This is a genomic window from Pseudomonadota bacterium, from assembly GCA_039193195.1.
In the GTDB taxonomy this organism is placed as follows: domain Bacteria; phylum Pseudomonadota; class Gammaproteobacteria; order Steroidobacterales; family JBCBZW01; genus JBCBZW01.
The window spans coordinates 1-18,323 of sequence record JBCCWS010000056.1; the positions used below are offsets into that span (position 1 = coordinate 1).

Here is an 18,323-nt window from a genome sequence, read left to right on the forward strand (position 1 = left end):
GCATGAGCGACCCCAACACTCGGAAAACGCCGGCCTCAACCCTGAGAACGCCTCACAGGCACTCGCTCAGCTGCGGTCAACGCCCTACGATCTCATCTCAGGGGCTCAACGCCACACCTCATGAATAAAGCAGGCTAGCGGCTTCGCACTGGAAACCGAAGGACTCGACTCGTGCACCGATCAGTGCCTAGAGGCTGAGTCACTCAGCACTCAGGCCGTGCTAGGTAGTCGCTGCTTCCAAGGAGTTGGTGGACTGTGCTCGCGCACGGTCCGTACGGGAGCTGCTATGGCTACCAAAGATATATATTAGCTTGGCTCGCCTCGTTGTTCATAGGAATACAATCCGCGAGCGGGTAACTTCCGAGCGCTACGAGCTGTAGCGCGGCGTGATCCCTTGCGCAATACCATCGTAGAGCGCGAAGCCGCGCTCGGCGTAAGCCGCCAAGGGATCATGGTCGGCCAAGGGCGCACAGGTGGCGCAGCCCTTGAGCCAGGCGAAGAAGGCGAGCCAGATGTAGTCGCCGTAGCCGGGCGATTCACCGTGTAGCCATTGCGCGTTCGCGAGTTCGGCGCGTAAGGGTGCGAGCGCCTCGCGGGCTTGCGGCAGGCGCGTCTCGCGGTCGGTCGATAGCGCTTCCAGCGTGTCGCCGAACCGCGCCTCCCGGCTTTCCCGGAAGTAGACCGAATCGGCCTGCCCCAAGCCATCGTGAATGTCTTTGATGAAGAGCGGAAAGAAGCCGGGGAAGGCGGTCTCGCCCAAGAGAGACTCGAGGGACTGAGCGCGTTCCAAGCCATCGCCGAGCAGCGTTGGTGCCTGTGGGTAGGCGGCGTCCAGGTGCTTGGCGATGGTCCAGCTATCCTGGATTTCCTCACCGTCTTCTTCGACCAGGACGGGCACCTTCTTGAAACCACCCTCACCGAAGCCAGCCGAGATCTGCGTAAAGGGAAGGCGCTCGCTTTCGTAGAGGAGCCCCTTGTGGGCCAGCGCGTACTTCGTGCGCCACACAAACGGGCTTTCAACATTGGCGAGTTCGTAGAGTTTGCGAGGCATTAGCGCGCTCCAATCGGTTGGCGGTGGAATCGTTGGCGTATCGCAGGTCGCTGGCGCAAATCGCGCCCGATCGCGTGGGAGAGTGTAGCAGTCTGCCGATATCAGCCGCTGGCGGTTGCGACCTTCGTGGGGCTGCGGCAGACATCCTGTGGGAGAGGCTCACCCCGTCCTTTGCGGCGCTCGCTGGGATTTCGATACTTGTGCGCGCTTCGAAGAGTCGCTGGCGCCCTGCTTGCGGTGATCGTGCGGACAAGGGCCCCAGGGCCGGCGCCACGTGCGGTGCCTCGGGCGATTGCGCGACGGCGTGACCGGAGATCAACCAGAGTGATCGTATGCTTTGGGTAGCATTAGGCTTTAGGCTGCGGCGGCACGCAATTTCCATCGGCGGGTGTGCGGCCTGAGCCTGCAGACAGATCGCGTCTGCTCACAACCAGCTCGCCGGTTTCGGCATCCAACGTACTGAGGGGGCGGCCGTCTAGACTGCGGCAACAACGGTGTTGCGGTGTCCCGTGGCATCGCCGGTCGGTCGCTGCGGCCTGCAACATGCAGAACACTAGTAGGTGGCCGCTCGACCCTGAAGCGAAACCCTAGGCTGATGGAGGATAGCTATGAGACTGTGGCTGTGTGCTGTGACGATGCTGATTCCGTCGGCGTTGATGGTCACTGCCCAAGCGAATGAGAGCACTCGCGGCGCGCGCGAGGATGTCACCGCCGCGCGCCTTCGTGGGCATCTGGAGGGGCACGAGGGGCGGGTGATGTCCGCGCATTTCCTGCCCGCCGGGGATCGCCTGGTCACGGTGGCAAGGGACCATCGCGCCATACTCTGGGACGTGCTCGCCATGGCGCCGATCAAGGCCGTGTCGATCCCGCAGGAGGGCGTCAACCAGCGCGCGGCGTTGAGCCCGGACGGTCGGACGCTTGCCGTCGTTGGCAGTGAGCCGTCGCTGGTGCTCTGGGATCTCGAGACGGACGTGTTTACCCCCAAGACGTTTGCGGGGTACGCGGCCTTCGATGTGGCGTTCTCCTTAGACGGCTCGATGCTCGCGGTGAGTACGATCTCCCGAGTGTTCGTCTGGGATCTGGCGCGCGGGCGGCTGATCTCGACGGCCCATACGGAGCGCAGCAACGGATCGGCCCTGGCATTCTCTGCCGATGACCGAGCGCTGGTGGTCGCCGGCTTCATGCAGCTGTGGTTTGTTGATCCTACGAGTGGGTCATGGCTACGAGAGCCGATCGCACTCGAGTCGCCGATCGGCGCGGTGGCCTTCTCGCCCTCGGGGATGCTGGCTGTCAGCACTATTGACCGGGGCGTGGCCCTGTTCCCCTCGCCGCTGCACGAAGACACCCACCACACGCTCCTATGGCCTCGGGGGCAAAAGCGATCGATGCTGGAGGGAGTGGCTTTCGTGGAGGAGGCGCGACTGTGGGCGGTGGGGACCGGGAAGCTCTACGGGTGGGATCTGCCCGTCACCGAGCGATATGCGGTGGCTAGCCATATCGCGGATGATGACGCCACTGGCACGCTTGCCGTCAGTGCAGATCACCGCGTTGCCGCGGCGGGGGCGGGGCACCATCGGGTCGCGGTATGGGATCTCGATTGAGCGCCATCGGCGATGTCGACGACGCTTAGGGCAGTCACTCGCGCGCCAAGGCCGACCTCGTCAGCCGCCTGCGAGCCGTGCCCGGTACACATCCTCCAGCGGCATGTGATGGGCCCAGAAGTCGCGCACGGCGCGCCCGGCCACCGCGTCGCCCATGAGGTCGAGATGGGCGTGCCATCCGGCCATGATTCCCACCATGGTCTCGCCACCTGGCACGCGGCTGTGCGCTAGGCGCAGCAGCACCTGATCGCCCTGGGTTTGCAGGGTGATCGTCACCGTGCTTTCAGGCGCATCGCCCTCCGGCCAGGTGAACGCCAGGCGGTGCGGGGCCTCGTAGGCGACGACCTTACCCTCGTAGTTGACCACCTGTTCGCCGGCGTACTTCTCTGGCGCGGGTTGTTGCGACAGGCGTCGATGGTCGAATTTGAACTCGATCGTGCTGCCGGCTTCCTGGCCCACGTCGCCGGCGCAGAACCAGGTCTGGCGCAAGTCCGATTGGGTCAGGTAATCCCAAACTCTCTCGATAGGTCCCGGGAGCAGACGCTCCACGATGAGCGTGTCGGGCGGATCTAGGCGAGTCCAGTCGTCCATAGTCATCGGTCCTTTCCTTTACCAGCGGGGAGTTCCTGTAGCGCAGCCTCGAGGGCGTCGAGGCGTGCCTCCCAGAAGCGTTGGTAGCGCGATAGCCACGCGTGGGCGGCGGCGAGGGGATCGGGATCGAGGGAGATCAGGTGCGTGCGGCCCTGGCGCTGCCTGTGCACGAGGCCAGCGCGCTCGAGTACGGCCACGTGCTTGGATGCGCCGGCGAGGGTCATTGCGTGGGGAGCGGCGAGGGCACTGATAGTCTGGGGGCCGCTCTCCAGCGCCACGAGCATCGCGCGGCGAGTGCTATCGCCGAGGGCGCGGAAGGCCTCGTCCATTGAAGATTGCTCAACCATGTAGTTGAGTTTTACCTTATGGTCGCTGAAAGTCAACCACTTGGTTTACTAATTGCCACTCGCCGCGTGTTGGAGGGAGTCCGCGCCATCCGCGGACCCCCCAGCATCATCACCGCTCAAGCCACACTCTGAGCGGCTACGCGGGGGCGCCTCGCAGCGCTCTCGGGCAAGAGGTTGATGCGCCCCTCACCTGCCGCGATGGCCCAGTCCCGCGACTCGTGAGCGAGGGTTGGCTCCGTCAGGAGCGGGTAGCCGCGCTCCACTTCCCACTGCTGGAGATCGAAGGGCCGTGCCATCAGTATGCGCGCCAGCAGCTTCATTGCTGACCACTTCGAGCCGATGCGCAGGCCAGGGCTGATCAGGTCAGGGTTAGCGATGTAGCGCCGCGCGATGGTCTCGAAGTCTTCGGGGGGTTTGCCGGTCACCGCTTGCACGTGGTCCGTGGGCGCCGAGGTGGCGAAGACGCCGGCGCGCACTTCCGCCGCGTAGTAGCGCATGTGCGCGACTTGCTCGGTCGGGAACCCAAGGGCGATTGCTGCTTTATGGAAGGCGCGGAACGGCAGGTCCTTGTAGATGACGGGGCGGCCCAACACGCGGGCGAACGTGTCCGCTGCGTCATGGGGTGAGATCAATCTCGGTCCGGTAGGCCGGTAGCTGCGACCGATGTGGAGCGCAGGGTCGGCCAATACGGCGGCGGCGACGGCCGCCACGTCCTCATTCGAGGGTGGCGCGTTCAACCCATCACCGAAGGGCGCCATGAACTGACCGAAGTGTGCGATCGCGGGTAGGCCAAGAAGGTAGGGGAAAGCAAACAGCCCGGGTGCGAGATGCACCACATCCACGCTCGGCATTGAGCGGTAGAGGTGGTGAGCGATCCAGTGACCTCGCTGGTGAATCGACGGGTGGGTGGGGTTGAGGTTCCAGGCCCCCATCAGGGCCACCACGTCGAGCTTCGCCTCCTCTGCCGCTACGGCGAATAGGGTTGCTTGGTAGAGCACGTTGGCCGAGAACGGCGGATTGTGAAATGCCCGCTGAACTCCGCGCATTGCGGCCTTCAGATCGCGGTAGTCGTGCAAGTCGCCGACGAACAGGTCGGCGCCCAGTGCCTCCAGGGTTTGGGCCCGCGCGTCGCGTTGGCGCACGAAGGCGCGTACGGCAAAGCCTCGCTGCAGCAGATTACTGACGGCGGCCGATCCCACGTGACCGGCGGCGCTCGTGACCAGGATTCTCTCTTTGGTAGACATGGCTCACCTTTAGATGATGGTTGTCATCTATTAAGATGATGCCTATCATCTAAGCTGTCAAGCGCTAGATGAGATGAGAGCCCCCCAAATGGCGAAGCGGACACAGAGCGAAAAGGCGGAGAGCCGAGAGAACATCGTGGCGGCGGCCGCCACGCGGATTCGAGAGAACGGCATCGAGAGCACGAGCATCGCGGATGTCATGCGCGACGCCGGGATGACCCACGGCGGTTTCTATCGCCACTTCGAGTCGAAGGAAGAACTGGTGGCCGCTGCGATTACCGAGGCGTTCAAGGCGGGGCTGCACGTCTTTGATGAGGATCTGCCCGGCAATGCGGCGCAGGCGGGGGAGTACCTGGCGCAGTACCTCTCTGATCAACACGTGCGCGAGCCGGCCATCGGCTGCCCGATCCCCCTCCTTGGCGCCGAGGTGGGGCGAGGTGGAGCGGCTTGGAGCGATGCGCTGGCCCGAGGGGTCGCCACAGCCAGCGAGAAACTTGAGGACGGCCTGGACGGCCTCACGCGCACGGAGGTGTTGACGCTGATGAGCACGCTCGTGGGGACGCTTGTCATCGCCCGAGGGCTCGGTGAGGGGGCGTTTCAACGGGAAGTGGTGGAGGCCAGTCGCGCGCACGTGGCGCCGTTGCTAGCACGTGCGAACAAGGTCTGAGGCAGGCGCGCTTGCTAATCCTGAAGCTACGCAGGGCGAAGCCTATCGATATAGTTCAGTCGCTGAAGGGGGTTGTGGTGTTGACGGGTTAGTCGATCACCAAGTGATCGTGTTGACCGGCGGCTTGCTGTGCTTGCGTTGACAACGAGACCCTCATCCAGTGACTGCGCTGCTCAGTTGGACAGCCTGTACATCTGAGCCCTGACTCGCGTGATGCGTAGTTTGGAACGCTGTATGCGAATAGAAATCGTTCGTGTTAGTCTGCGGGAATGCTCAGCGATGCTGATCAAATCCAGTCCCTCGTCGATTCTATCGAGCAGCATCGGCTCGAGGTGAGCCGTTTTCTGAGCGGCCGCGTGGGGTGTGTGGATGCGGCGGCCGATCTGTTCCAGTCTATCGTTGAAAATCTGCTGCGCCGTGATCCCGACCCGCCGATAGAGGATGTGCGCGCATTCCTCTTCCAGGCAGCGAAGAATGCCGCTTTGAACCACCAACGCGCGGAGCGGACACGAGCGAAATTCGTCGGCCAAATCGCGCCGCTGCTAGGGGATCGGAGTGATCGCTCCCCTGAGGCCATCGCGGAATTCGAGGACGAATTGGCAAGGGTCAACCAGGCTCTGCAGCGTCTGCCCGTGCTGACTCGAAAGATATTTGCCCTGTATCGGCTGCATGGCGCTAGGCAGCAGGACATCGCCGCACAACTCGGTGTAAGCGTCTCCACGGTCGAAAAGCACGTCAGGAGAGCCCTTTCCGACTGCTACACTTGCCTTCGCAGTTAACTGTTATGGGTCTTCGCTCGTAACGTGTCTCCTAATGAGGACGCGGTGAACGGCCGTGGTGGCTGAACCGTGGGGTCAGACTCGAGGGTGACGCCCTGAAGGACCGACAGCCTGACAATCGTCTCCTGCGCGAAGCATTCGACCTGGTGGTGGCGGTCTACGATGACCCGACCCGTGGGCCGGAACTCGCCGCGTGGCGTAAACAGTCGCCTGCTCACGAAACAGCGGCGCGGCAGGCCGAGGCGAACTGGGAGGTGCTGGGGCATGTCAACGATGTGCCGCTGTCGCGCTTCGACACTCTGAAACTTGCGATCCAGCTCCGCTTGGCGAGGCTCTCCGAAGGCTCGTCTCAACCATTGTCCACCTTGGGCGTTGCCGTGGCCTTGATCGTGGTCGTATACCTCGGTATCGACCTTGGATTTCGCTCTGAGCCTCAGTCCGGTGCGGCTCAGGTACGTGCAGAAGAAGCAACGATCGTCTCGCCGGAATCGTATAAGACTCGTCGCGCTCAGCAGCGCACCGTCTCTTTAGATGACGGCTCCGAGATCTGGCTGGACTGGCAGACCGAGCTGACGGTCTCGATGACCGCCTCCGAACGTGAAGTGCGGCTGCTTCAAGGCAGGGCCGTCTTTCGCGTCGCGTCGGACCCGGACCGACCGTTTTCCGTCGTCAGTGACGACGCGGTCGCCACGGTGCTCGGCACCGAGTTCGTTGTTAACCGGCTGCACGGCCAGACCGTGGTAGTAGAGGTTTTAGAGGGCGCCGTCCGCGTCCAGCCCGAAGTTGGGAAGGCGGCAACACGCCTCGGCGTGGGTGATGTCTTGCGAGTGACGAACGGCGAGAGCAGCCAGGTCAGCAATCGACCCCTGGCAGAGATTGGCTCCTGGCGAGACGGAATACTCGTGTTCGAAGAACGGCCCTTAATTGAGGCGCTCGAGGCCCTGGAGCCCTACACCTCTTACCGGATCGATGCCAGCTACGTCTTTGATCCCAACAGACCTGTGTCCGGCACCTTCCTGCTAAGCAAAGGCGACGCCGCGTTGCGTGCGATCATGCAGAGCTATCGATTGACCGGTGAGGTGCGCGGTCGAAATACGCTCGAACTCCGCTCCATGGCGCCTGTCCGACCCCGCTAGTCCTACCCTGGATTTTTGTCTCCACGCTTTACGGCTTACGCCATCTGACGTGTCTGCATTGTTGAGAGTCGATGATTTCCGTCATCGAGATCAAACAATGACGCATGGAGACATAGAGCATGGCGTGCTGCGGATATCGACAAGCCAACCACCACATGAAACGACCGAGCGGTGTGGCAATAGTGCTCGCGCTGCTGGCGGGGCCCATCGCGTGGGGGCAGGACGCGGCAGGAGATAGCCAGACCTACCGTTTCGATATCCCAGCCCAGCCGCTGATGCAGGCATTGCGCGAGTTCACCGCGCTCACAGATCGACAGGTCGTGGTGCCATCAGCGGACGTAAGCCGGTACACCAGTTCCGGTGTCTCCGGCACTCTCACGGCGGAACAGGCACTAACAACTCTGGTTGATGAGACCGGCCTTCGCGTCACGTCGAGGGATGACGACACCTACACTGTCTCTTTGCTCAATACGGCTAACGGATTACCAAGATCCCAGGTGATTGAACAGGTGGTTGTCACGGGCACACGGATCGAGCGGACGGCCGTCAACTCGCCCGCGCCTGTGGACATAGTGACGGCGCAGGAGATTGAGCGACTGGGCCTGACCGATACCACTGAGGCGCTGCGCTTTGTGCCGGCGCTGAATCAGTCTCTGACGCTCAGCACATTCGGCAATTCTGACACTGATAATGGTTCCTTATCCGGTGCGTCATTTGGTCTGTCTGCTTTAGACCTGAGGGGTATGGGAGCGAACCGTACCTTGGTTCTCGTGAACGGGCGCCGTCACGTGAGTGGTGTTGCCAACTCGGCCAGTGTGGATGTGGCCTCGATACCGGCAGCGCTCATCGACCGCGTCGAGGTGCTGACCGGCGGCGGATCGTCCATTTACGGCGCTGACGCAGTCTCGGGCGTGGTTAACTACATTCTCAAAGACGACTTCGAAGGCGTCGACGTGCGCTCAAATGGCAGTTTGCCAACCGGTGGCGGCGGGGAAGCCTATTTCGGTGCCTTGACCGTTGGCAGCAACTTCGCCGATGACCGAGGCAACGTGGTCATTAGTATCGAGTACAACCGCCAGTCCGAACTGACATTTGCAGAGCGAGCATTCACCCGCACCTCCCCACGAGCCACGGCGAATGCCGAAGGCTCTGGCTTTGATCAACGCTTCGCCAATGTTCTGGCGCCGGATGTGAGAAACAACCTCTGGTCTCCCAGTCCCTTCTTCACTTTCGATCCTGCTGGGTTCGGGGTCGAACAAGAAGCCCGCAATGGCGTCACAACGTTCGGTGGAGTGCCACTTCAACAAATCGTTGACCCCGACACGGGAGAGATCAGGCCCTACGATTTCGGCAGCTTCCTCGGGGTTGGGTTCTTAGCGCAAGGCGGCGACGGAGGCGGCCAACTCTATTCGAACCCGCGAGCACCCAGTATCCCCGATATTGAGCGCTACGCCATCAACACGTCCGCCCACTTTGACTTTACGGACAGGGTGACTGGCTTCGTTGAAGCGAAGTATGTGCGCAACGAGAGTTCTGCCGTTCTTGATCGAAACTTCGAAATCTCCTATCAACCGATTGCTCGCGACAACGTGTTCCTCCCGGATGTGGTGCAGTCGCAATTCGATAGCCTCGAGGCGCAAGGCCTAGACCCTCAAATAACCCTCAGCCGGCAGTGGCAAGACCCCCTAAGCTCGCAACCTGCCGACATTACGCGCGAGACCTTCCGCATCGTCGGCGGTTTCGAAGGAGAAGTTTCGAATGCCTTGAGCTATAGCTTCTCGGCCAATTTCGGTCGCACGGATAGCAGCTTCGTCAACAATTCCGCAGCCGTGCTGGACCGGTACTATGCGGCCACGGATGCGATCGCAGATCCGGTCACCGGGGAGCCCATCTGTCGCTCCGACATCGATCCGAGTGGTTTGCCAGACGGGATCTTCTTCCCGGCCCCCGTAACGACGAACATCAGATCCTTCATTCCGGGTGACGGCAGCTGTGTACCACTCAATGTTTTTGCTTTGCCCGATGCCCTCAACCCCGACGCGGTCGCCTTCGTCTTCCAGCGAACTGAAGACACAGCGACGATCGATCAATTCGTACTCAATGCAACCGTCACGGGTCGTAGCGATGACTACCTTTCTCTCCCGGCGGGCGGTATTTCCTACGCCGCTGGCTTTGAGTATCGGGAAGAGACCAGCTTGCTGGTGCCAAATGCGTTGGACTTGAATGAGCTTGATCGGTTTCAAGGCTCTCCGCCGTCGATCATCGATGGGGGGTTTGATGTGGTTGAGGGCTTCGCCGAGGTCAGCGTTCCGCTCTTGGCGGACCAGCCCTTCGCGCAGAGGCTAACCCTGGATGCTTCTGCGCGTGTTGCTGATTACAGCACCGTGGGTAACGCAACATCCTTCGCCTTCGGCACGGTTTGGCAGCCGGTCAGTGATATCCGTTTCCGAGCATCTTTCAACCGCGCTATTCGAGCGCCGAATATCGGTGAGCTGCTGGTTCCTCAACAGCAGTTTCCAAGCCAACTCAGAGCAGGCGAGGATCCGTGCGATCCCGTTGGTCTGACGCAAGGGTCCGACACTCGGCGAGCGAACTGCGAGCTTTTGGTTGCGGATCTCGAAAACTTCGATCCTGATGTATCGGAATCGGCGTTAGGCAGCCTCACCTTGATACTCGGTGGAAACCCAGACCTTACGGAAGAAACAGCCGATACATACACGGTTGGTTTTGCGTTCACCCCATCGGCCATACCGGGCTTAGCCATCGTTGCGGACTACTACGATATCCAGATCGATGACGCCATCGGAACCACAAACTTTCGGAACATCGTCAGCTTCTGCGCCGATGCAGCGACGATCGATAATGTGTTTTGCGATGCTGCACCAAGGGACCCGGTGACGGGGCAGGTGCAGAGTGTCCTTGCGACGCCACTCAATAGCGCATTCCTCAAAAGCCGCGGTATCGACTACCAAATCTCCTATAACTTCGATCTCGATGATCTGTTTTCTAGCGACTTTGGAGCCTTCACTGCATCGCTGGCCGGCACCTACCTCATCGAGCGGGAGGAGCAGCTGGCGGCCGCAATACCTGAGAGCCTAGACCGCTTGGATGGTGAAGATGGATTCGCGGAGCACTTTCTCAACCTGGGTTTGTCTTGGTACAAGGGTCCGTGGATAGTCGACTACGGTTTCAACTTTTCGTCGAGCACAGTGCTTGGAAATCAATTCGGTTTCGGCATTGAAGAGGTCGAAGCAGATCCGTTTTTCCTAGATCGCCCGAACACTGGCAGCGCGTTCGTGCATTATCTCGGTGGTGTGTATCAGATAAGCGAAGACTTTCAGGTCAGTCTGCGGGTGAATAACCTCTTTGACCGCGACCCCTTCGAGATACGCGATGACAAAGACAACATCCGGCCGGTTAGTGCCCTAGGCAGAACGATACAGCTTGGTGTTCAGACGACCTTCTGACCAGTTTGGGCGACGGTGCGACGCCTTACTGGCTTCCCAGCGGAGTGCCTCGCGCCTCCCAAGCAGTCGCCTCGCCGTCCGCAACGGCGACCATCGTCTTCCAGTGGCTGCCTTCACGGCGAAGAAGATAGACGTGCTCCCACTCGATGATCAGCGATCCATCGCTGCCGTACAGCCTGTCCCCGGTACGAGCGGTGGTCACGCCGGGGTAGTGTTCATCGGCACTGAGCACGGTCTTCTCAGCGCGTGTGACGCCTTGGCCATCGTAGAAGTTACACAGCGCCACGGTGTTCTTGGCAAACGACTCCTCATCCTCGAACGCGACCGATCGCGCACCGGCCGTAATCAGGGCGGGAAAGCGCCACAGCGCCGTGATCCCCGCTACGTCGCCGCTGGAGAAACGAGAGGCGTACAGGTGAAAGAAATCGACGATGCTCTGCTCAACTGCCATGCGCTGCCTTTGCGCTGGCGTGCCCCGTCCGCTGCATGGCGAGGGCGTTCAACTCCCCTCGCCAACGATCAGCGGTCCCATCTCGTTCTCGATCAGATTCGCGCGCATGGCGGCCACGTCCTCGGCTTTTAGCGTGGTCCAGGCCTTCTGCAGCTCGGTCCACTGCGCGTGTAGCTTCGCGTATACCTCGCCGTACTGATCGGCCGGCTTGAAGTCCGCAATGGCGATCGTGGTTGCCAGGTAAGCGAGCTTCTCCATGAGCATACCGGGCAGGCGAATGACATCCTGGCCCTTGCCCGTGTGCTTCAGCTGCAGCATCTGATTCTCGATCTCCGTGATGCGGCTATCCAGGGCGTCGATTTTGCCCTGCATCTCTTCCGGCACCATGGGCTTGAGGTCGCGCAGCTGCCGGCGCAGCCGCTCGGCCTCGTTGACGGCGAGAGAGACCGCCTCGTAGTCGGCCCGTACCTTGTCGAGGAGCGCTTTCTGCTCGGTGATGTCCGCCAGGGTGCCCGTGGTGTTCGGATCCTTCAGGAGCCTAAAGCTGTGCGACTGCTCCGTCTCACCCGCCTTGAGCGTGACGGAGTAGGTGCCGGGGCTTGCCAGCAGGGATATCGGCGCCACGAGCGGCTTGCGGGTGCCGTCGGCCTCCATGGGGTACCAGTCGGCGTACAGGGGCTTGGTGCGCAGCACGAGCTTGGTGGTCTCGTCCTCTTTGAAATCCCACCACACGCGGTTGATCCCCACCTTGCCCTCGTGTTCGAGGGTGCGCACGGTCTCGCCCGCTTCGTTGGCGATCACCAACGACACCTTCTCTTCCTCCTTCAACTCCTCCGCCAGCCAGTAGTGGAGCGAGGTGCCCGTGGGTGGGTCATCGCCAAAGGAGGCCTCCTTGAAGAACTGCATCACGCTGGAGACCGGCTGCAGGCGGTAGGCGTCCTTGGGGGCGAACAAGTGCAGAGACGAGCTGGCGATTTCGCCGCTGAACTGCTGGATCGGGGTGAGGTCATCGAGGATCCAGATGCCCCGCCCGTAGGTGCCCACCACGAGATCGTTGAAGTGCTCGGGGATGTCCATCCAGTACATGGGGCTCGAGGGCAGGTTGGTCATGAGCGACTGCCAGCGTCGGCCCTTGTCGAGGGAGAAGTACAGGGCGTTCTCCGTGCCGAGGTACAGCACCTCGGGATTCACGGGGTCTTCCTTGATCATGCGGGCGTAGCTCAAGGGGCTGTTTTCGATGCCGGCGACGATCTTCTTCCAGGACTTGCCGTAGTTGGTGGTGGTGTACACGTAGGGCTTGAAGTTGCCCATCTCGTGCGCGTCCACCGTGAGGTAAGCCGTGCCCTCGTCGTGCTGTGACGCTTCGATGTTGCGCACGGCGCCGTAGCTCGGCATATCGGGAACGTTAGCCGTGAGGTTGGTCCAGTTGGCGCCGGCGTCCTGGCTGAGGTGCACCTGGCCGTCGTTGGTGCCCGCCCAGAGCAGGCCCTGTTTCAAGGGCGACTCGTCCAGGGCGTAGACCACGTTGGCGTACTCCACGCCGATGTTGTCGCCGGTGAGGCCGCCGGAGAACTGCTGCTTGCTCACATCGTTGAGGCTGAGGTCCGGACTTACGATTTCCCAGCTCTGGCCGCCGTTAGTGGTGCGGTGAACGTACTGGCTGGCGACGTACACGGTGTTGTTGTCGTGCGGTGAGATCAGCAGCGGGAAGGTCCACTGGAAGCGGTATCGGATGTCGGCGGCGGGGGTGCCAGCAGTCAGTTCGGGCCAGACTTCCGTTTGCCGGAACTGGCCATTGCGCTCGTCGTAGCGCACCACCACGCCGCCCAGGGCGCCGTAGCCGGAGGCGCTGGACCAGACGATGTTGGGGTCCGTGGGGTCTGCCGTGGCGAAGCCGCTCTCGCCGCCGCCCACGTCGTGCCACAGGCCGCTGGCGATGAAGGAGCCGAAGAAGCCGTTCATGCGACTGCGGCTGGGACCCTTCATGGAGGGGCCGTCTTGGCGATTGGTGAGCACGTTGTAGGGCACGGCCGTGTCGGTGGTGACGTGGTAGAGCTGGGCCACGGGCAGCTGTACGCGGTGCCAGGACTTGCCCCGGTTGTGACTGATCGACAGGCCGCCATCGCCTACCACGATCTGGCGATTGCCGTCGCTGGGGTCCACCCACATGTCGTGATGATCCCAGTTAGGTGCGGTGCCCACGGGGGCGAGCGTGGCGGTCTGGCCGCCGTCGATGCTGGTGGCGTAGGCGGCGGAGAAGAAGTAGATCTCGTTCGCGTTGTCGGGCGAGGCCGTGGCGCGCGTGTAGTAGGCGCCGCGGCCCGTGAGGTCGCGATCGGAGCTGACGAGGGTGAAGGTCTCGCCGCGGTCGTCCGAGCGCCACAGCTCGCCCGTGTTGGTGTCTTCCCCGTCTAGGGGGATGCCATCGCCGGTTTCGAGCAGGGCGTACAGGCGGCCTTGCTGAGCCGCTGTCATCGCCAGGGCGACCTTGCCGATCTCGCCCTCCGGCAGGCCTTCGCCCTCCAGCTTGGTCCAGGTGTCGCCGGCATCCAGGGACTTGTAGATGCCGCCGCCGGGGCCTCCGCTCTTGCGGGTCCAGGGGCGTAGCTCCAAGGACCACATGCCGGCGAACAGGATGCGTGGGTTGAAGGGATCCATGACCAGGTCTGAGGCGCCGGTGCCCTTGTCGACGTGCAAGACCTGGGTCCAGGTGTCGCCCCCGTCGGTGGATTTGTAGATGCCGCGCTCTTGCTGCGGTGTGTAGCCGTGGCCCAGGGCGGCGACGTAGACCACTTCTGGGTTCGTGGGATGCACCACGATGCGGCTAATGCGCCCGGTGTTCTCTAGCCCCACGTGAGTCCAGTGGTCACCGCCATCGGTGGAGCGCCATACGCCGTTGCCGATGGAGACGTTGGAGCGGATGAAGGACTCACCCGTGCCGGCGTAGAGCACTTCCGGTTCGCTTGGTGCCAGCGCCAGCGCGCCGATCGAGTGCACGCGCTCGCCGTCGAATACGGGCTTCCACTGCAGGCCGCCGTCGGTGGTCTTCCAGATGCCCCCGGATGCGGCGCCCACGTAGTAGGTCATGGGCTCGGCAGGCACGCCCGTGACGGAGATGATGCGGTTGCCGATTGGGCCGATGTGGCGGAACTCGAGCTGCTCCATCTGCTCCGTGGTAAGCGACTGGGCCAGCGCTGCGAAGCTGAGGAGGCAGAGGAAGGCGGGGAGCAAGCGACGGAGCGATGAGGTCATGGGAGTACCTGAGTTCGTGGAGAAGATGGCCTTGGCCATCGACTATCGGCCTTGTCGCTGGGCGCCGTGTGGCAACCGCAACAGGATGCTGAGTCACATGCTAGAGAATCCCCGAGTGATCAGCCACTCGGGTCAAGGCCTGAAAGCGCCTGTGCGAGCCGCGCCAAGTGACCGCCCAATGCGCTTAGGGGTATGCTGTTTCCACCGCCCCAAAATGCGGTCAGCGAGGAGAGCAACGTGCGTCACCAGGGAAGGTATACGGTGTGGGTGCTGGTGTGCCTGGCGTTGATAGTCGGTGCCGCGGCGCACCCGTCAACGGTCCCCGTCGCCTCGTCGACTTGCGATGCAATAGCGCTAGGTGCTTCGGTCCCGGCCGGAATTGCCTACGATGCCGCGCTGGATCAGTTCGTCATCATCGACGCGAGCGAGAGTATCGCGTTCCGCACTGACCGCGAGTGCAATGCAACGTCAAGCTTCGATCTCACCGCCCTCGGCGCCGCCGGTGCTCAGGGGGTGGCCGTTAACAGTACAGATCGCACGTACGCGTTCGTAGCACCGAACCGCCAGCTCGTGTTTGCCACGGATGCGGGCATCGCTCTCGGCTCGTGCAACCTCCTGCCGGCGCTGGTCTTGCGACCAGTTGGAATCGACTACGATCCCGTCAGAGATGCTTACGTCGTGCTCGACGCGAGTGACGACGAGATCGTGTTCATCGCCAGCGGCGTCACGGACGGCAGCGCGTGCCCGGTACTCGGCAGGGGCGTGGTCGAGCGCCTTGGCGACTTCCCGCGCGACGGCCTAGCCCTGTTGCCGGAGGGACGGATCGCGCTCGTCGAGCGCCAGGCCGACCGCGTGGTCCTGGTCGATACCGCGCTGGAGATCGTCGACAGCTTCTTCGTCAACTTCGAAGTGGGTGTCAGCGTTCCCGTCGCCATCACCTACGTGCCGGACGCGCAGCGCCTATACCTGTTGGACATGGCACTGGAGCTCGTCGAGGTGGATATCCGCGGTCAGTCGACTCGACGGTGTGACTTGGCTGAGTTGTACCCGGATCTCAACGCGCGCGCCGGGCTTGCCCTAGACGCGTCGCGGTCCCAATTGCTCGTGGGCGACGATGGATCATCTTCCGTGTGGGCGTTGGATGCCGACACGTGCGAGCTGGTCGAGATTCTCTCGCTTGCATCGGCAGGCCTGGACACGTTGGATGCCATCGCCTACGACGCGTCCCGCGACCAGATCATCGTGGGCCAGCTAGCAGGAAGGCAACTGGCGTTCGTCGATCGCCAGCTCCTCACCCTGCGTGCGCGCTGCACGCTCGCGACCAATGGCGTACCGACGGCGGTAGTGCCCCTCGAGGCCTTCGGGTGGTTCGCGATCGCCGACACGGTCAGTGAAGTCAGTGTTCTGGACAGGCGCTGCGAGTTGATCGAGAGCAACGGGGTCGGCTTCTTCGGCGTGTTCACGGCCGACGCCCTCACCTACGGTCCGCTTGGCGAAGTGCTCTTTTTCGGCGACGCTCGTGGCGGCATCACCACGCTGGAAGGCAGCGACGATCGCTTTCGCTTCGACGTGCCCTTCGACGCTTCCGTGCGTGAGGCCTCGGGCGTCCTTCCCTTGCCCGGCGAGCGCGGCAAGTACCTGGCGCTCATCAGGAGCAGCAACGACCCCTCGGGCTTCGCCGTCAACGAGCTGGATATTCCGCTCTTCGCTGAGCCGGTGAGCGTCGCCGGTACGTTCTCGAACGGATCCCTGACCTTGGCGTTGATCGCGCGTCCGGACGACACCGTGACGGGGCGCCTAAGTGCGGGCGTTCAGAGTACGACGGTTATCGGGTTCGTCGACCCGCAGGCGGGCACGATCGGCTTGAGCTTCCGCCCCTTCAGTGGGGGGGATGCGCTTTCCATCAACGGCACGGTGAGCTCGGACCTGGAAGTCCTAGAGCTGTCTGCGCCCCTGGGTACGATGGTGCGTCAACCATGAAGTGCGAACACGTCGCAGCGAGCAGATCCATGCACCGTGTGTATCCCCTGCTGGGGGTCTTGCTGTTTCCGCTCCTGGCGCAGGCCGAGCGGGTGGCGATCGAGACGGACCAATGCGCGGTAGCCGCCATCGGTGCGACTCGACCTGCGGGGATCGCTTACGACAGCCTTCGCGACCGGCTGGCGGTCGCGGACGCCGCTACGGATACGGTCTACTTCGTCGATACGCAGTGCGCCCTCTCCAGCAGCCTGTCCCTTGCCACCCTCGGGGTGACCCGTCCTGCCGGGCTCACTTACCGCGATGATCTAGACAGCTACGCCGTGGTCGATGCAGATCCACCGTATCTGCAAGCGTTCACGCCCACGGGGGATGCGGCAGGGGGCTGCGATCTAGGCGCTGAGGGTGTTGGCTTCCCGAGCGCGGTCGCCTGGGAAGCGAGCACAGCACGCTTCGCGGTGCTCGACGACGCCAGCAATGAGCTGATCTTCGTAGACGCCAGCGCCCTGGATGATGGGCCCTGCACCGTGGTCGAGCGCCAGCCAACGGGCCTGATCGGTGTCGATAGCGGCGTTGGTCTCACCCAATCAGACCCGGACGCTTCGCTTGTGGCCATGAATCTCAGTGATCGGCGCGCCTATTTCATCAATGGCGACGGTGACCTATTGGCAGAGTTCGGCACGGAGTTTTCACTCGGCACGGTGGCGCCTGCCGGCATCGCCTACGCCGGCGCGGCCGACCGGTACTACGTAGTAGATGGCGTGACGACTTTCGTACACGAGGTGGACGGGCGTGGCACGATCACGCGCAAGTGTATGCCCGGCGGGGTTTTGGACGATTTCGCTATCGATACGCGGCGCCAGCAACTGATATTGCTAGATATCACGTCCTTGGTAGCACGGCGCTCTCGCCTCAGCGACTGCGCCGAGATCGCGCCGCCCCTGAACCTCGCACCCTTCGGGATCGAGCTCGCCTCCGGTGTCGGTTACGACGAGCGCGAAGACCAGTACATCTTCACGGACCGCGACGGGCCGGGTACGCTCTACTTCGTCGACGCCGCGACGAATGCGTTGGTGGGCAGCTGCAATCCAGATCCTGTGGGTGAGGACCCGACGCGGGTCAACGGCCTGGGCCGGCTCGGTTGGCTGTGGGTGGTGGGGGATTCGGGCGCGTCCTGGAATGCCATTCTCGATCGTGACTGCTCGCTCATCGAGCAGTGGCCGGGCCCGGGTACCAACGATACGGGGGGCAGTTTGCTGACCGGCGTCGGTGGCCTGATCAGCACGAATTTCGTTCCCGGAGTCATCACCCTGGCAACCTTCGAAGGACGAACGGTGCGATCGATTGACACGCGGGATGTCGACGCCGTGCCAACGCGTCTGCGCAGCTTGCCCAATCAGATGGATCGCTTCCTGGCCACCACCGACAACACGCTGTACGAATGGCATCTGCCCCTGTTGGCGGACGTCTTCGGGGTATCTGGCGCCTTCGCTCGCCCTGGGGTGACGCTCACCCTGTTCGAGTTGAACGCGGGTGATTCGTTGCTCGGTCTACTCGAGTTCAGTGCCAACCAGGTGCGCGTCGTCGGCACCTACGCGGCACAGGGCAACGCGTTGAGCATCTCCTTCCGCAATCCCCAGGGCTCGCTGGTGACGCTGAACGGTACGATAGACGAAGGCCTCGGTGTGATCACATTGCCGCCGCCCCTGGGGCGTCTCGAACGTAGGCAATAGCCTATCGTATCGTACAGTCAAATGCGT

General features: G+C 62.6%; 13 protein-coding genes. 7 read left to right on the plus strand and 6 right to left on the minus strand.

Annotated features, from left to right (window positions below; genetic code table 11):
* Positions 1–367 precede the first annotated feature (367 nt).
* Positions 368–1,051, minus strand: a complete 684-nt coding sequence (locus tag AAGA68_24475; GenBank protein ID MEM9388229.1) for a glutathione S-transferase N-terminal domain-containing protein — start codon at positions 1,049–1,051, stop codon at positions 368–370.
* A 608-nt stretch (positions 1,052–1,659) separates the two neighbouring features.
* Between AAGA68_24475 and AAGA68_24480 the strand changes: the two genes are divergently transcribed.
* Positions 1,660–2,652, plus strand: coding sequence for a hypothetical protein (locus AAGA68_24480; GenBank protein MEM9388230.1), 993 nt, complete (start codon positions 1,660–1,662; stop codon positions 2,650–2,652).
* A 60-nt stretch (positions 2,653–2,712) separates the two neighbouring features.
* Here AAGA68_24480 and AAGA68_24485 read toward each other — a convergent pair whose 3' ends face one another.
* From AAGA68_24485 to AAGA68_24495, 3 genes are all read right to left on the minus strand, one after another.
* On the minus strand, positions 2,713–3,249 hold the full coding sequence (locus AAGA68_24485; protein MEM9388231.1) for an SRPBCC family protein: 537 nt from the start codon (positions 3,247–3,249) through the stop codon (positions 2,713–2,715).
* Positions 3,246–3,590 carry a metalloregulator ArsR/SmtB family transcription factor gene (locus AAGA68_24490; protein MEM9388232.1) on the minus strand — a complete coding sequence of 115 codons (345 nt, stop codon included), beginning with the start codon at positions 3,588–3,590 and terminating at the stop codon, positions 3,246–3,248. Before AAGA68_24490 ends, AAGA68_24485 begins: the two co-directional genes overlap by 4 nt.
* A gap of 116 nt (positions 3,591–3,706) precedes the next feature.
* Positions 3,707–4,834, minus strand: coding sequence for an NmrA family NAD(P)-binding protein (locus AAGA68_24495; GenBank protein ID MEM9388233.1), 1,128 nt, complete (start codon positions 4,832–4,834; stop codon positions 3,707–3,709).
* An 88-nt stretch (positions 4,835–4,922) separates the two neighbouring features.
* Here AAGA68_24495 and AAGA68_24500 point away from each other — a divergent pair, with 88 nt between their 5' ends.
* From AAGA68_24500 to AAGA68_24515, 4 genes are all read left to right on the plus strand, one after another.
* On the plus strand, positions 4,923–5,501 hold the full coding sequence (locus AAGA68_24500) for a TetR/AcrR family transcriptional regulator (protein MEM9388234.1): 579 nt from the start codon (positions 4,923–4,925) through the stop codon (positions 5,499–5,501).
* A gap of 269 nt (positions 5,502–5,770) precedes the next feature.
* Positions 5,771–6,280 (plus strand): RNA polymerase sigma factor, encoded by a 510-nt coding sequence (locus AAGA68_24505; GenBank protein MEM9388235.1) that lies wholly within the window; start codon positions 5,771–5,773, stop codon positions 6,278–6,280.
* Positions 6,281–6,426: 146 nt separating this feature from the next.
* Positions 6,427–7,416: a FecR domain-containing protein gene (locus tag AAGA68_24510; protein MEM9388236.1), complete on the plus strand. Its 990-nt coding sequence runs from the start codon at positions 6,427–6,429 to the stop codon at positions 7,414–7,416.
* A gap of 155 nt (positions 7,417–7,571) precedes the next feature.
* Positions 7,572–10,883: a TonB-dependent receptor gene (locus tag AAGA68_24515; GenBank protein ID MEM9388237.1), complete on the plus strand. Its 3,312-nt coding sequence runs from the start codon at positions 7,572–7,574 to the stop codon at positions 10,881–10,883.
* Between the two features lie 25 nt (positions 10,884–10,908).
* On the opposite strand, the gene AAGA68_24520 is transcribed toward AAGA68_24515, so the two are convergent.
* Complete coding sequence (locus AAGA68_24520) at positions 10,909–11,334, minus strand: hypothetical protein (GenBank protein MEM9388238.1); 426 nt, start codon at positions 11,332–11,334, stop codon at positions 10,909–10,911.
* Between the two features lie 48 nt (positions 11,335–11,382).
* Positions 11,383–14,586 carry a sialidase gene (locus AAGA68_24525; protein MEM9388239.1) on the minus strand — a complete coding sequence of 1,068 codons (3,204 nt, stop codon included), beginning with the start codon at positions 14,584–14,586 and terminating at the stop codon, positions 11,383–11,385.
* 192 nt (positions 14,587–14,778) lie between these two features.
* On the opposite strand from AAGA68_24525, the gene AAGA68_24530 reads away from it, so the two are divergent.
* Complete coding sequence (locus tag AAGA68_24530) at positions 14,779–16,566, plus strand: hypothetical protein (GenBank protein MEM9388240.1); 1,788 nt, start codon at positions 14,779–14,781, stop codon at positions 16,564–16,566.
* A gap of 29 nt (positions 16,567–16,595) precedes the next feature.
* Positions 16,596–18,296: a hypothetical protein gene (locus tag AAGA68_24535; GenBank protein MEM9388241.1), complete on the plus strand. Its 1,701-nt coding sequence runs from the start codon at positions 16,596–16,598 to the stop codon at positions 18,294–18,296.
* The last annotated feature ends 27 nt before the right edge of the window (positions 18,297–18,323 follow it).

Coding starts and splice junctions, on each gene's coding strand:
- AAGA68_24475 (MEM9388229.1), bottom strand. CDS start 1,051: ATGCCTCGCAAACTCTACGAACTCGCCAATGTTGAAAGCCCGTTTGTG.
- AAGA68_24495 (MEM9388233.1), bottom strand. CDS start 4,834: ATGTCTACCAAAGAGAGAATCCTGGTCACGAGCGCCGCCGGTCACGTG.
- AAGA68_24480 (MEM9388230.1), top strand. CDS start 1,660: ATGAGACTGTGGCTGTGTGCTGTGACGATGCTGATTCCGTCGGCGTTG.
- AAGA68_24505 (MEM9388235.1), top strand. CDS start 5,771: ATGCTCAGCGATGCTGATCAAATCCAGTCCCTCGTCGATTCTATCGAG.
- AAGA68_24515 (MEM9388237.1), top strand. CDS start 7,572: ATGAAACGACCGAGCGGTGTGGCAATAGTGCTCGCGCTGCTGGCGGGG.
- AAGA68_24500 (MEM9388234.1), top strand. CDS start 4,923: ATGGCGAAGCGGACACAGAGCGAAAAGGCGGAGAGCCGAGAGAACATC.
- AAGA68_24490 (MEM9388232.1), bottom strand. CDS start 3,590: ATGGTTGAGCAATCTTCAATGGACGAGGCCTTCCGCGCCCTCGGCGAT.
- AAGA68_24530 (MEM9388240.1), top strand. CDS start 14,779: ATGCTGTTTCCACCGCCCCAAAATGCGGTCAGCGAGGAGAGCAACGTG.
- AAGA68_24525 (MEM9388239.1), bottom strand. CDS start 14,586: ATGACCTCATCGCTCCGTCGCTTGCTCCCCGCCTTCCTCTGCCTCCTC.
- AAGA68_24535 (MEM9388241.1), top strand. CDS start 16,596: ATGCACCGTGTGTATCCCCTGCTGGGGGTCTTGCTGTTTCCGCTCCTG.
- AAGA68_24485 (MEM9388231.1), bottom strand. CDS start 3,249: ATGACTATGGACGACTGGACTCGCCTAGATCCGCCCGACACGCTCATC.
- AAGA68_24520 (MEM9388238.1), bottom strand. CDS start 11,334: ATGGCAGTTGAGCAGAGCATCGTCGATTTCTTTCACCTGTACGCCTCT.